Source organism: Betaproteobacteria bacterium (assembly GCA_009693245.1).
Lineage (GTDB): Bacteria > Pseudomonadota > Gammaproteobacteria > Burkholderiales > SHXO01 > SHXO01.
Window position 1 is genome coordinate 1 of sequence record SHXO01000015.1, and the last position, 13,096, is coordinate 13,096.

Annotated in this window: 12 protein-coding genes; 3 read left to right on the forward strand and 9 right to left on the reverse strand. The window is 61.6% G+C overall.

Annotated elements, in window-relative coordinates:
- Positions 1-312: 312 nt before the first annotated feature.
- Genes dsbD through EXR36_04035 form a run of 3 tightly spaced genes read right to left on the reverse strand, consistent with a single transcriptional unit; the run spans position 313 to position 3,780 of the window.
- Positions 313-2,556 carry a protein-disulfide reductase DsbD gene (gene dsbD / locus EXR36_04025; protein ID MSQ58817.1) on the reverse strand — a complete coding sequence of 748 codons (2,244 nt, stop codon included), beginning with the start codon at positions 2,554-2,556 and terminating at the stop codon, positions 313-315.
- Complete coding sequence (locus EXR36_04030; GenBank protein ID MSQ58818.1) at positions 2,553-2,870, reverse strand: divalent-cation tolerance protein CutA; 318 nt, start codon at positions 2,868-2,870, stop codon at positions 2,553-2,555. Before EXR36_04030 ends, dsbD begins: the two co-directional genes overlap by 4 nt.
- Before the next feature lie 13 nt (positions 2,871-2,883).
- Positions 2,884-3,780 (reverse strand): NAD-dependent epimerase/dehydratase family protein, encoded by an 897-nt coding sequence (locus EXR36_04035; GenBank protein MSQ58819.1) that lies wholly within the window; start codon positions 3,778-3,780, stop codon positions 2,884-2,886.
- Positions 3,781-3,808: 28 nt separating this feature from the next.
- On the opposite strand from EXR36_04035, the gene EXR36_04040 reads away from it, so the two are divergent.
- Positions 3,809-4,834: a CDP-6-deoxy-delta-3,4-glucoseen reductase gene (locus EXR36_04040; GenBank protein ID MSQ58820.1), complete on the forward strand. Its 1,026-nt coding sequence runs from the start codon at positions 3,809-3,811 to the stop codon at positions 4,832-4,834.
- Between the two features lie 163 nt (positions 4,835-4,997).
- Here the strand turns inward: EXR36_04040 and EXR36_04045 are convergent, their stop codons facing one another.
- From EXR36_04045 to EXR36_04070, 6 genes are all read right to left on the reverse strand, one after another.
- Positions 4,998-6,203, reverse strand: a complete 1,206-nt coding sequence (locus EXR36_04045; protein MSQ58821.1) for a heme biosynthesis protein HemY — start codon at positions 6,201-6,203, stop codon at positions 4,998-5,000.
- A complete protein-coding gene (locus EXR36_04050; protein ID MSQ58822.1) occupies positions 6,204-7,274 on the reverse strand; it encodes a hypothetical protein in 1,071 nt (356 codons plus the stop codon).
- Between the two features lie 12 nt (positions 7,275-7,286).
- Entirely contained in the window at positions 7,287-7,988 is a 702-nt protein-coding gene (locus EXR36_04055; GenBank protein ID MSQ58823.1) for a uroporphyrinogen-III synthase, read from the reverse strand.
- A 56-nt stretch (positions 7,989-8,044) separates the two neighbouring features.
- On the reverse strand, positions 8,045-8,995 hold the full coding sequence (hemC, locus tag EXR36_04060) for a hydroxymethylbilane synthase (GenBank protein ID MSQ58824.1): 951 nt from the start codon (positions 8,993-8,995) through the stop codon (positions 8,045-8,047).
- 68 nt (positions 8,996-9,063) lie between these two features.
- Positions 9,064-9,819, reverse strand: a complete 756-nt coding sequence (locus EXR36_04065) for a response regulator transcription factor (protein ID MSQ58825.1) — start codon at positions 9,817-9,819, stop codon at positions 9,064-9,066.
- The gene (locus EXR36_04070) at positions 9,816-10,823 is read right to left on the reverse strand and encodes a sensor histidine kinase (protein ID MSQ58826.1); all 1,008 of its coding nucleotides are present in this window, start codon (positions 10,821-10,823) and stop codon (positions 9,816-9,818) included. Before EXR36_04070 ends, EXR36_04065 begins: the two co-directional genes overlap by 4 nt.
- 111 nt (positions 10,824-10,934) lie before the next feature.
- Between EXR36_04070 and argH the strand changes: the two genes are divergently transcribed.
- Both argH and EXR36_04080 read left to right on the forward strand, forming a co-directional pair.
- Positions 10,935-12,323, forward strand: a complete 1,389-nt coding sequence (gene argH, locus EXR36_04075; GenBank protein ID MSQ58827.1) for an argininosuccinate lyase — start codon at positions 10,935-10,937, stop codon at positions 12,321-12,323.
- On the forward strand, positions 12,320-13,093 hold the full coding sequence (locus EXR36_04080) for an SDR family oxidoreductase (GenBank protein ID MSQ58828.1): 774 nt from the start codon (positions 12,320-12,322) through the stop codon (positions 13,091-13,093). The genes argH and EXR36_04080 overlap by 4 nt, the downstream gene beginning before the upstream one ends.
- Positions 13,094-13,096: the final 3 nt, after the last annotated feature.

Consider the following 13,096-nt stretch of genomic DNA (forward strand, 5'->3'; position numbering starts at 1 on the left):
GCATTTCTTCGGGACAACCCCCGTCGGCGGCATGACCGCGAACTCCGGCTTGCGTCACCCCAGCGATGAACGAAGCCCAAACCCGATGCGCACCAGCAAGACAACGAGGGCGGCGCCGGTGCCGCCGTGACGCAAACGGATCGTGCCCGCGCACTCGGCAGGCGATTCATTAGCCACCGCTGCCAGCACACCACGATGCTCATCTTTGCGGAGCCCAACTACAAGTAGACCTCAAATGACGCAAAACAAAGCCTCACTTGACGGATAAAAATGTAAGCGGGCGCCACCACCCGCGCTGGCACTTCTGGACACTCATCTCGCGGCCGCATTGAGTACCTCCAGGAATTTCTCCGCCGGTTGATAGCCTACCACCCGGTAACCCGTCTCTTGCCCGCCCCGCCGGAAGAAGATGATGCCCGGAGGGCCGAAGAGGCCGAAGCGTTTTAGGATGGCACTGTCTTCCGCTGTGTTATGTGTGACGTCCGCTTGCAACAGAACGAATTGCTTGAGAGCCTGCTCCACCTTGGGGTCGCTGAAGGTGAAGAGTTCCATCTCCTTGCACGACACGCACCAATCGGCGTAGAAATCCAGCATGACGGGGCGGCCGTTGGCGGTGGCGATGCGCTGATCGAGATCGGCGGTGCTACGGACGCGCTCGAAGGCAACAGCGTGGCTCGGCGGAGCAGCGCCCTCGCGGAAACCTGATAGCGGTTGCAACGGGTCGCGACCGCCGGCTAGCGCGCCAACCAGCAACGCTACGCCAATGAGCAACATAATGACGCCCACACCTTTCCATAATTTACGGAAGCCGGAAGTGTGTGCGGGCAAGGGATCGATGGCGTGCAGGTAGATGGCGCTGACGATGAGGAGCGCGGCCCACAGCAGCATGTGAATGACGGCTGGGATGACAGGTGAGATCAACCAGATGGCCACTGCCAGCAGCAGCACGCCGAAGAAGTTCTTGACCGATTGCATCCACGCGCCTGCTTTCGGTAACAGCGCGCCAGCGGACCACCCCACCAACAGCAATGGCGCGCCCATTCCTAGGGCCATGGCGAAGAGGGCGGAACCGCCCAGCACCACGTCCCGGGATTGCCCGATGTAAACCAGCGCGCCCGCCAGGGGTGCGGCGACGCAAGGCCCCACGATGAGAGCGGAGAGCACTCCCATGATGAACACACTGCCAACGGTGCCGCCCTTTTGCTTACTGCTGGCGGCGGCGAACTTGGTTTGTAGGGACGAGGGCACCTGCAATTCGTAGAATCCGAACATGGAAAGTGCCAGTGCGACGAAAATCAACGCGAAGGCGCCCAGCACCCAGGCATTCTGCAAGGTGGCGGAAAGCATCGACCCGGACAGCCCGGCCGCCACGCCGGCCAGCGCGTAGGTAATGGCCATGCCGAGCACGTACACCGCCGAGAGGGTCACGGCTTTCGTTCGCGTGAGATGCGCGCCCTGGCCGGCGATGATTCCCGAAAGTATCGGGATCATGGGAAAGACGCACGGCGTAAGGGCCAGCAATAAGCCGAAACCGAAGAAGCTTGCGATAAGCGCCCAGAAGCTTGTGCCGCGAAAAAGTCTTGCGACCTGCGTTGTTTCGTCGAGTGGTTGCGCCTCCACTCGCGCGGTGGCCGGTGGCGCCACGGACGCCGGCTCTTCGGCGGGTTTGGCTAGGTCAATCGGAAGCGCGGCAGTGGTGGCTAGTGCCGCAAGGGTCAGTTGTACGCTCTTGGTCGTGGGGGGGTAGCACAGGCCCTTTTCGCTGCATCCTTGGAATTTGAGATCGACGGCGATTTCCTGCTTCGCAGCATCGGTACGCTTGAGGGATGCGATGGCCTGGAAGGGCCGGTGAAATACTTCCGTATCGCCAAAGTTGGGGTCCGATTTCTTCTCCCCGCGCGGCAGGGTGAACTTGTCGATTGATACACCGCTTCCCTTCGCGATGCTGGCGGAGGTTTTGTCGCGGTAGAGGTAGTAACCCTCCGCGGGTTTGAATTCGGCCACCAGGGTGTGGGCGTCCTTCGCGGTGAGGTTCACCTTGAAGGCTTGCTCGACGGGAAGAAATTCTTCCTCTTTCTCGGTGCTGGCGAAGTTCTTGAGTCTGGACAGCAAGCCGCCTTCGCTCGCCGGGGCGCTCTGCGCCATGGCGAGCTTGAGGGTGGTCCAGCGCGTTTGCGGCGTGTAGCAAATACCAACATCGGCGCAACCTTGAAATTGCGACTTCAACTTCATTTCGTCCACGCCTTCCGCACCCGACATGGGCACGCGGATGACGACATCGCCGCGATAAGTTTCCACCTTGCCGAAGAATTCGTCTTCCTTCAACTTCCCGGGCGGCAACTCGGGCGCGCCGAAGGTAACGCCGTTGGTGCCGGAGGCGAACTGGAACTTATCGCGGTAGAGGTAGTACCCTTCCGCGATGGCGTAGCGATACTCCACCATGTCGGTAGCGGCCAGCCGCACGGAGAAGCGGAAGGCTTGCTCCGGCGGCAGCACCTCCTCGCCGGCCTGGGCCAGACGGACGAAGCAGGCGAGCAACAGGAGTAATTTCCTCATGCGACTTCCGCGCGGATCCAGTTCATGTACGACGCCGATCCCGCCTCGATGGGGAGCGCGACGATCTCCGGGATTTCGTAGGGATGATGCGCACGGATCGCCTGCTCCAGCTCGGCGTAGCGGTCTCGCGTGGTTTTGATAAGCAGGGGTACTTCTTCGGCACGCTCGATCTGCCCTTTCCAGCGGTAGACCGAGCGGCAGGGCGCCAGGATGTTGACGCACGCCGCCTGCCGCGCTTCCACCAGAAGGGTCGCGAGGGTTTCGGCGGATGCTTGGTCGGGTAGGTTGGTGAGAACCACGATGGCTTCGTTCATGGGCAGGAGTGCATCATACGGTTTGGAGTCCGGTTCGGTTTCTCGCCGCCACTTCCGCCAGCGCGGCCGCGACATTGGGATAGCGAAACACCATTTTCAGTTCATCGATCGCCCGGCGGTTACTCAACCGGCGGGACTCTTGAAGAAAAGACAATGCATTGGCCGGAATGGTTTCCGTTGCTTGGCCCATGCTCACGCGTGGCGGCCGCGCAAATCCTAGGGCATCCGCCACCGCGTCGAAGTAGTCCCCCGCCTTGATCCACGCGCCATCGCTGGCGTGATAGACGCGGCCCCCTTGCCCCCGGTTCAAGGCCAAGAGCACGAGCCGCGCCAAATCCGAGGCGTGGACGTGGTTGGTGTAACTGTCTTCCTCCGCGCTAATGCTGGGCGTGCCGCGCTTCAAGCGCTCCACGGGCAAGCGGTCATGGGCATAGATACCAGGCACCCGCAGCACGCTCACGCGCACCTTGGAGCGTTTGCTCCAGTCTCGCAGTTGGCCCTCGGCGTGGGCGCGGCGGCTCGCGCGCTCGGTATTGGGCGCGATGCGATCCCACTCGTTCACCACCTCGCCTTGGCGGTCGCCGTAGACGCCGCTGGTGCTCAGATAAATAAACCGCTGTGGTAGAGTACGGCGCCTCGCGAGCGCGCGAACCAAGTTCACGGTGCGAGAATCCTGGGTGCCGGAGCTTGGCGGCGGCGCGAAGTGAAGAATGTCCTGCGCAATGCCCGCCAACCGGCGCAGGGATTCCGGCCGGTCCAGATCGCCCATGACGGGCGTAACGCCCGCCGCCCGCATCTGCGCGGCCCGCCCCGCCGAGCGCGCCAGCCCGTAAAGACGGTACCGGCCGCGAAGCAGGGGAAGCATTCTGGAGCCCATGTCTCCATATCCCACAATGAGAAGTCTGCGCATCGTGCGCATATTAGAACGCGAGGACGTAATGAAGTACCAGGTCACTATTCGGCCAACTAACCAAATCATTGAAGCCAATGACGATGAAACGGTGCTGGCCGCCGCCATGCGCCAGGGCATTACCATTCCCTACGGGTGCCGCAACGGCGCCTGCGGCTCTTGCAAGGGAAAGCTCGTGGAAGGCGAGATCGACTACGGCACTTACGCCGCCCACATTCTTCCCGATTACGAAAAGCGCGCAGGCTTCGCGTTGTTTTGCCAGGCCAAACCCCATTCCGACTTGGTGATCGAGGCGCGCGTGATCAACGTCCCCGGCCAGCCGGAGATGAATAAGCTGCCGTGCCGCGTGCAGAAGATCGAGCGTCCCACGGAAGATGTGGCCATTCTCACCTTGAGCTTGCCGGCCGCCGAACGACTCAATTTTTTCGCCGGGCAGTACCTGGAAATCATCATGCGCGACGGTAAACGGCGCGCTTACTCCATGGCCAACCCGCCCCATGGCGAGAATGTGGTGGAGTTGCATATCCGTGCCATGCCAGGCGGGGCCTTCACCGACTACGCCTTCAACCGCATCAAGGAGAAGGACATCTTGCGCTTCGAAGGGCCCATGGGCACTTTCTTCCTGCGCGAGGACAGCGACAAGCCCATCATCCTGCTCGCCAGCGGCACGGGCTTCGCGCCCATCAAGAGCTTGATCGAGGAAGCTTTCCACAACGGCATTCAGCGCCAGATGGTGCTCTACTGGGGCGGGCGCAAGCGCGCGGACATCTATCGCATGGAGCTGGCCCGGCAATGGCAAGCGAAGCACGAGAACTTTAGCTTCATCCCAGTGCTGTCCGAATCCCCGGAATCGGACGGATGGACTGGGCGTACCGGCTTCGTGCACCGCGCGGTGATGCGGGATTTCCCCGATCTATCGGGCTACCAAGTGTATGCCTGCGGCGTACCGGTGATGGTGGATGCCGCCAAGAAGGATTTCAGCGAGCAATGCAAGTTGCCGGAGGAGGAGTTCTTTTGTGATTCCTTTACGCCAGCCGCGGTGGCTGCCTCCTAGCGCACAAAAAGCACGTCTACCACAGAGGCACGGAGGCACGGAGAAAGGCTTTTCATTCACGACCCCATGTTCTTGCTCGCGAGATAGGCACTCTTTCAACCGCAAATCAAAAATGACTTCGCCTTTCTCCGTGCCTCTGTGCCTCTGTGGTGAGGTTCAAGCTTTAAGCATTCCCGGCCCACTCATTCTGGCGTGATTCGCGGTTTTGCGAGATGGCGAGTTTGAGGGCTCGTTCCAAGTGTTCCCGCACCCGGCTCGATTCACCCAAGTAATCCAGCAACCGGGCAAGTTCCAAGCGGGCGGCGAAGCTTTCTTCGATGGCAAGGCTCGCCTCCAGATAACTTCTGGCCTTTCCCCACAGGGCGGCGCGCGCGCAAATTTTTCCCAGGGCCAGGAGCAGCGCCCCATCCTTGGGGTGATCCCTCAACCAGGATTCGGCGTATTCCAACTGGCGCCGCGGATCGTCGCCGGTGCATTGGGCGTAGGTGTCCAGCAACGCCGGCTCCCATTGTTGCTGGAGAGATTTTTCGAGGAAGGCGGACGCCTCCTCCTTCTCGCCCACGGCCAGGAAAGCCTTGGCGCCTGCGTTCGCCGTGGCACTCTCCAATCGGTCTTCTGCCGCTATGCGGCTCCAGTACTCCCTCAGCGCGCGCGCACCGGGGCCCATGGCCCGCAGATTTTCTCTGTGGCAATGGCCCCGCAACCTGGCAAGCACCGCGGGTTCGAAGACTTTTCTGCGCTCCAGTTGGGGTAGCAGTGCGAGTACCTGGTCCCAATTGTGAGCCAGTTGCTGGGCGCGCAGTTCGAGATTGAGCGCGGCGGAGTGTTTTTCGGGTAAGCGCGACAACGCGCTCAAAGCGTCGTGATAACGCCGCTCGTCCAGCAGCAATTCGGCTTGCGTGATCAACCTCAGGTAGGCGCGGGCGGGTGCGTGATGTTCCATGGCGGCCAGATAATCGTCGCGCCCCTGAAAATTGCGCAGTTCATGGGAGCTACGCGCGGCGATCACGCCCGCTAGCGCGCGATGCTCCGGGCTCGCCGCGGAAGCGGCGGCGCGCTCGGCCTTTCCGTAGTGCGATTCGAAATAGGCATTGAGCGCTTCTTCCAGCGCCCGGCGCGATTGCTCGAACCTGGTATCCGCGCGAAACGCGCGCGCCTTCTCCGGCAGGGCGCGCATGAGCTGCGCACCGCGCACCAGCGCATAAAAGGCGACACAAGCAAGCAACAGCAATAGCACCGCTAAATTCAGCGATAGTTCGATGCGATGGGCCTGGAGGGCTATCAGCACGTAACCAGAGTTGTAATGTGCCGCCAGGGTGAGCACCACGGCGAGTGCAAATAACCCGGTTCCCAGGATGAGCGCGCGCATCTACCGGATACCCCTTTCGCGCGCGAGTTTGTCTTGATGCACGGCATCGAGGCTGGCGTGGATTCCGGGCAACTCGATGGACACATCGCTGGCATTGAGTCGCCCCAGGGTAGACAAGGCCAGGGCCACCTTCTTGTCGCTCGTGTCGAAATAACGCTGGATCCACTGGCTGGCCGCGCGCAAATCGGACTTGTAGTTGGCTTCATCCTGGCTCGACAGGCTCACTCGCGCGCTCAACAGCCGAATCTTCAAGTTCTCGCGCAGGAAAAAGCTTTGCGCCGGTGCGAGCAGCGGTACTTCTGGCCGCGACACCATTTCGATGCGCACCAGATTGCGTACGTCTTGCCAAAATTCCCGAAGAAAGCGCGTGAACGCACTGTCATTGGGATTGGCCGCGGGTGCTGGATGCACGGCGGGCCGTTCGTGCATCGCGAGCGGCCACAATTCCACCTGGTTGGCGATGTTTTCGATGCGCAGGGCCATTCCCACGATGTCGGCGGACGGCGCGCTCTTGAGCCGTTCTAGATCGCCTTGAATGGCGCGCCGGACCTGGGTGAACTGCGTGCTATCGGCGCGCTGCAAGCGGCTGTCGGCATTCTCCAGCGCCACCAACGCCGCCTTGAGATTTCTGGCCAGCTTCAATTGCTGGCTGGCGATCACCAGCATTTGCTCCACTTCGGCCAGCACGCGCTCATCCCGGCTGCGCGACAGTTCCATGTACAAGGACTCCAACGCCAGGCGCTGGTTTTGGGTTTCCGCGAAGCGGCTCTCCAAGGTATTGACCTTGAGGTCGAGCACGCGAACGGCCTCGCGCGTTTGGTCGGCGAGCAGCCGGCTGTCTTTGTTGAACTGTTCCGCCGCCGCGAGCTTCTGCACCAATTCCCTCTGCAAATCGCCGATCTGGCCGCGCGTGTCCAGCCAAATTCCGGCCACCAAGAGCAAGACTAGAACGACCGCGGCGATGAGTAGGGCAGGGCCATGCCCGCGGCCTGGCAAGGGTGCGGGTTGTGGCACTGGCGGGGGGGCGTTAGGTGTTGGGTCAGTCACAGATGCAAGATCTGGTTTCAGGATGGCGGCGCATTCTCACGGCGCAGCCGCGAAGTGAGTGATCAACCCGCGGGCGAGCGCCTCGTCGCCGGGCGGGGTAACGATCACTTGTTTCACCCCTTTTTCACGTGCGCGCGCGGCGATTTTCGGGTGCATGACGAACATGACCGCGGCGCACAGGTAAGCATACCCGCCCTCTCCGAGCAAAGTGAAGAGGTTCTCCAACCCTTCGGCGCTATTGATCACGACCGCCTGTATGTTTCCCTGGGCAAAGCGTTGCAGGACGGGCGCGGGATCGCTGGCGGGTAATAAGCGCCGGTAGCATTCCAAATAATCCACGCGGGCGCCGCGCTCGCGCAGGGTACCAGCAAGCAATTCTCGGCCGCCCAGGCCTCGCACGACCAGCAGGTTCTTGTCCTGGACGTTTTGCAACGCCTGGATGCGCAAGAGCGATTCGCTATCCGAGCCCTCGGTTGGCGCCAGGACGCGGGAAAGCCCTTGTTCTCGCAACGCCTGGGCCGTCGCGTCCCCCACGGCCAGAGCGGTCAAATTCGCGGGCCATGATCCATGGGCACGCACCGCGGCCATACCGTAGCGCGCCGCGTTGGCGCTGACAAAAATGGCGTATTCATACTGGTCCATCCGCCGCAAGATGGCGAGCGGCCCGGCGTGAAGCTCGATGGGTTCTATCTCGATGGTAGGAAAAAGGACCGGTACCGCGCCTGCTTCCTCGATCATCCGCGCGAGCCCCGCGGCTTGGGCTCCGGGGCGGGTGATGAGGATTTCAATCGCGCTCAACTTGGGGGAAAGGTCTTCAGCGCATCGAGAATAGGCGCCGCGCCTTGCATGCGGAGTTTGTCCGCCAATTCGAATCCGATTTGCCGCGCGCTATGCATGGACACTTCGCGCGTGAGTTCAGCGCGCACATATTGCGAGCCGTCGGGGCTCGCCACCACTCCGGTCACATGGGCAAACCGGCCTTCCATGCGTGCGTGCACGCCCAAGGGCAAGATGCAGCTTCCTCCCAGCGCCAGGCTCACAGCACGCTCGATCTGAACGCAAACGGCGCTCTCATGATCGTGCAACACGCCCACGAGATCCATGACGCTGGCACTACGCGCCAGGCACTCTATGCCCAAGGCACCTTGGCCCACGGCGGGAATGCTGTCCTCGAGCGGCAAGGGCGCGGTGATTCGGTGCGCAAGATCCAAGCGCTTGAGGCCCGCCACGGCCAGTATGATGGCGGCGAAACGGCCTTCGTCCAAGCGCCGCAGACGCGTTTGCACGTTACCTCGCAGCGGCTCGATCTTGAGCGCGGGATAACGCGCGCGAATCTGGCTCTCACGCCGCAGGCTCGAGGTTCCCACCACGCTGCCCGCCGGCAAGTCGCTCAACACAGCATAATCGTTCGATACGAAAGCATCGCGCGCGTCCTCGCGCGCACAGATGGCCGCCAGCGTGAACCCTTCGGGGAGTTGCACCGGCACATCCTTCATGGAATGCACGGCGATGTCCGCGCGGCCATCCGCCAGGGCTTGTTCCAGCTCTTTAATGAAGAGGCCCTTGCCACCAATCTTGGCAAGCGAGGTGGCGAGATTTTGGTCGCCCTCCGTGGTCATGCCCAACAGCTCGATCTCCACGGATGGGTAAGCCGCGCAAAGCCGCTCGCGCACATGGCGGGCTTGCCATAGAGCCAGCGCGCTTTCGCGGGTGGCGATAACCAGATTAGCGGGGAGTTGCGTCAAGAAGGGTACTCAAGTGAAGCCACGGGCTTTGTGGCCTCTGGGGATTCTATCAGCCCCGCCTTCGTGCCCTAGGACGCCAGTTGTTTGATGACGTGCTGCTGGCGCCGGCTCACCGGCAGGCGCTCAGTGGTTCCGCGCAGCTCCACCTGCCATTGCCCTTCGCCATCGTCTCCACCGCGTTCGAAACCGGCGATATGGGCACGGCTGACCAGGCAACTGCGGTGTATGCGCACGAAGCTATCGCAGAACTCTTGCTCCAGGCGTGAAAGGGAATCCTCGAGCAAATATTCGTGCTCATGGGTTTTGAGGGAAACGTACTTCTGGTCCGCGCGCATGTAGAGGATCTTGTTCACCGGCACCAAGGTGACTTTTCCGCGCTCGGTGACCGGTATGTGGGAGCGCGCGTCCGCCGCCAAGGCTTCGAGGGTGCTGGGCGTGAGCGGAGTTTCGCGCTTGATGCGTTTCAACGCATCGTGCAGGCGTTGGAGACGGATGGGTTTGAGCAAATAGTCCACGGCGTGCATTTCGAAGGCCTTGACCGCATAGACGTCGAAGGCCGTGGTGAAGATCACCGCGGGGGGCTTTTCCATGGCTAACAAGTGCTGGGCGGCTTCGATGCCATCCATGCCAGGCATGCGGATGTCTAGCAAAACGAGGTCCGCGTGAACCGTCTCGAGAAGTTCGATCAATTCATCTCCACTCGCCACTTCGCCAACGACCTGCGCAGGCACGCTCTCCGAGCAATCTTCCAATAAGTCCTTGAGCCGGTACCGGGCAGGACTTTCGTCGTCCGCGATCACAACGCGCAAAGCGGGGAGGGTCATGCCGCCTCCTTGAGATAGGGCATTCGAATATGAACGTGATACTCATTGTCGATGACTGTCGTACTCATGCTTGCCTCCGCGTCGAAGTGCAAGGACAAGCGCTCCCGAATGTTTCCCACCGCCATTTTGTTGCCGCCGTGGTGAGCGCCATTCTTACGATAGAGGTTCTTGAGCACGACGTGCACTTCGTCTCGCACGGAATAGGCATTGATGTGGATCACTCCGGTGCTCATGGACGGCTCTATCCCGTGATAGACGGCGTTCTCGACCAAGGGTTGCAACACCATGGGAGGCACGCGCGCATCCCCCGGCATCTTATCGATATGCCACTCCACCTTGAGACGGCCGCCTAGGCGGAGCTGTTCGAGATTGAGGTATTGGCGGGTGAGTTCCACCTCGGATTTCAGCGTGGACAACTCCCGGTTGTCCGCCATCAATACGCGAAATAAACCGGCCATGTCCTCCAAGGCGGCCTCGGCACGCTTGGGTTGCGCGCGCATCAGGCTCAACACGGCATTGATGCTGTTGAAGAGGAAATGCGGCCGAATGCGCGCTTGCAAGGCTTGTAGGCGGGCTTCCGAAAGGGCGGGCGAGAGCGCACGGCTGCGCAAGTGGAAGTAATAAAGCAAGGAGGCACTTGCCAGCGCGGTGACGAGCCAAGCACGCTCCAAGCGAAAGGGCGGGCTACCGCCACTCGCTTCGAGCAAGATGGGGTACACGATCGTGACGATAAGCAGCTCCAGAGCGGCCACGATCACCAAACCTGTGCGGTAGGTCATCCCGTGCAACCAGTCACCCAGGGCGAAGAGCGCTAGGACGCTCATGATCAGCACGGGCTGCACGAGTGCCGCCCCGTCCAGCAAGGAGCCCCAAATTCCCGCCCAAGAGTCGCCCCGCAGTACGGCCTCCAGCAGGCAAAACAGGTTGACCGAGCCCACGATGCGCAGAATGACACCCAGATTGCGGAAGTTCGGGAGCGCGTCCCGGTGGAGGGGCTGATTTATACTTACCGTCGCGCTCACACATGCCTCCTGGGTTATCCGTCACGGCGGCCGTGAGATTCATGCCGCAACCGCCACTCGCCGTCATCACCTCAACCGCCGAATCCGCCCTCCATGCAAGAAAAGAACCCAAATACCTGGTCAGGCCGCTTTAGCGAACCCGTGGACGATCTGGTGAAGCGCTACACGGCATCGGTGGGCTTCGACCGGCAGCTTGCCGAGTTCGATATTCAAGGGTCGCTCGCCCACGCGCGCATGCTGTGCGCCGTCAAAGTGCTGTCCACCCGGGATTTATCGGACATCGAGCGCGGCATGGCGCGGATACGAGACGAGATTCGCGGCGGGCGCTTTCAATGGTCCGTGGATCTCGAGGATGTGCATCTCAATATCGAGAAACGCCTCACGGATTTGGTGGGCGATGCCGGCAAGCGGCTGCATACCGCGCGTTCGCGCAACGACCAGGTGGCCACTGGCATCCGGCTCTATCTGCGGGATGCCATCGACCAGATCGATGCGCTGGCGCGTGCACTACAGACGAAGTGGGTGGACTTAGCGGCACAGCATACCGATACCCTCATGCCCGGCTTCACCCACCTGCAAGTAGCGCAGCCCGTGAGCTTCGGCCACCATTTGATGGCCTATTACGAAATGGTGAAGCGCGACCGCGGACGTTTCGCGGACTGCCGCGCACGAGCCAACCAACTGCCCCTGGGCGCCGGCGCCCTGGCGGGAACCACCTACCCAATCGACCGGGCCATGGTGGCGAAGGAGCTGGGGTTCGATGGCGTGTGCGAGAACTCCCTGGACGCCGTATCGGACCGCGATTTCGCCATCGAATTTTGTTCGGCGGCGGCGCTGTCGATGGTGCATCTGTCGCGCTTGTCCGAGGAACTCATATTGTGGATGAGCCCACGGTTCGGATTCATTCGCCTGGCGGACCGCTATTGCACCGGTTCTTCCATGATGCCGCAGAAAAAAAATCCCGACGTGCCCGAGCTGGTGCGCGGCAAGACGGGCCGGGTGAACGGTCACCTGGTGGCGCTGCTTACCCTGATGAAGGGCCAGGCCCTGGCCTACAACAAGGACAACCAGGAAGACAAGGAACCCTTATTCGATACCGCCCGTACACTGATCGATACCTTGCGGGTGTTCGCGGGCATGATGGACGGCCTCACCGTGAATAAGCAGGCGATGCGTAACGCCGCGCGCGAAGGATTTTCCACCGCCACGGATTTGGCGGATTACCTCGTGCGCAAAGGCTTGCCTTTCCGCGAGGCGCACGAGATCGTGGCCTTGGCCGTGCGCAAGGCGGCTGGGCAAGAAAAGGACTTAAGCGATCTCACCCTCGCCGAATTAAAGGAGTTCTCCGCGTTAGTCGAAGCGGATGTTCATCAAGCGCTCACCTTGGAAGGATCGCTGGCCGCACGTAATCACATAGGTGGCACGGCACCCCAGCAGGTGCGCGCGGCCATTGAACGAGCGCGCAAGGAGCTCGCCCCATGACAACCCTGTTGGAAGAACTTTTTTCCCTGAAGGGAAAAGTGGCTCTAGTCACGGGAGCAAGCTCCGGCATCGGAGAGGACATCGCGCGGACGCTCTCCGGCGCGGGCGCGGCGGTCGTGCTGGTCGCGCGCAACCAAGGCAAACTCGAAGCCTTGGCGACGCGTATCGAGCAGGAAGGCGGGCGCGCCGCTGTACTGGCCTGCGATCTCTCCCAGCGCAAGGAGACCTATCGTTGCGCGGGGGAAGCCCCGGGTCTATTAGGCGATATCGGCATCCTCGTGCATTGCGCGGGAATCAACCTGCGCCCGCCCGTGGATGAGATCAGCGAGAAAATCTGGGATGAGACCATGGCGATCAATCTCGATGCGCCGTTCTTCTTGACGCAAAAACTGGTTCCCGCCATGCGCCGCAAGAAGTGGGGACGCATCATTCACATCGCATCGCAACAATCGGTGCGTGCTTTCGGCAACAGCGGCGCCTATGGTGTTTCCAAAGGCGGCATCGCCTCGATGACGCGCGGCTTCGCCGAAGCCTGGTCCGCCGATGGCGTCACCTGCAACGCCATCGCGCCGGCCTATGTCAACACTCCCATGGCGGCGCCCGTGTTCAACGATCCGCAAAAATCCGCCTGGGGGGCTAGCCGGACCATGATCGGCCGCAACAGCGAGGTGAGCGATCTGCGCGGCGTAGCGGTGTTTCTTGCGAGCCAGGCTTCGGCCTACATGACGGGGCAGATCGTGTTCGTGGACGGGGGCTTCTCGGCGAAGTAGACG

Bases quoted from the DNA above. Each gene is read 5' to 3' on its own strand.
- dsbD (MSQ58817.1), bottom strand. From the start codon at position 2,556: ATGAGGAAATTACTCCTGTTGCTCGCCTGCTTCGTCCGTCTGGCCCAG.
- EXR36_04030 (MSQ58818.1), bottom strand. From the start codon at position 2,870: ATGAACGAAGCCATCGTGGTTCTCACCAACCTACCCGACCAAGCATCC.
- EXR36_04035 (MSQ58819.1), bottom strand. From the start codon at position 3,780: ATGCGCAGACTTCTCATTGTGGGATATGGAGACATGGGCTCCAGAATG.
- EXR36_04040 (MSQ58820.1), top strand. From the start codon at position 3,809: ATGAAGTACCAGGTCACTATTCGGCCAACTAACCAAATCATTGAAGCC.
- EXR36_04045 (MSQ58821.1), bottom strand. From the start codon at position 6,203: ATGCGCGCGCTCATCCTGGGAACCGGGTTATTTGCACTCGCCGTGGTG.
- EXR36_04055 (MSQ58823.1), bottom strand. From the start codon at position 7,988: ATGATCGAGGAAGCAGGCGCGGTACCGGTCCTTTTTCCTACCATCGAG.
- EXR36_04065 (MSQ58825.1), bottom strand. From the start codon at position 9,819: ATGACCCTCCCCGCTTTGCGCGTTGTGATCGCGGACGACGAAAGTCCT.
- argH (MSQ58827.1), top strand. From the start codon at position 10,935: ATGCAAGAAAAGAACCCAAATACCTGGTCAGGCCGCTTTAGCGAACCC.
- EXR36_04080 (MSQ58828.1), top strand. From the start codon at position 12,320: ATGACAACCCTGTTGGAAGAACTTTTTTCCCTGAAGGGAAAAGTGGCT.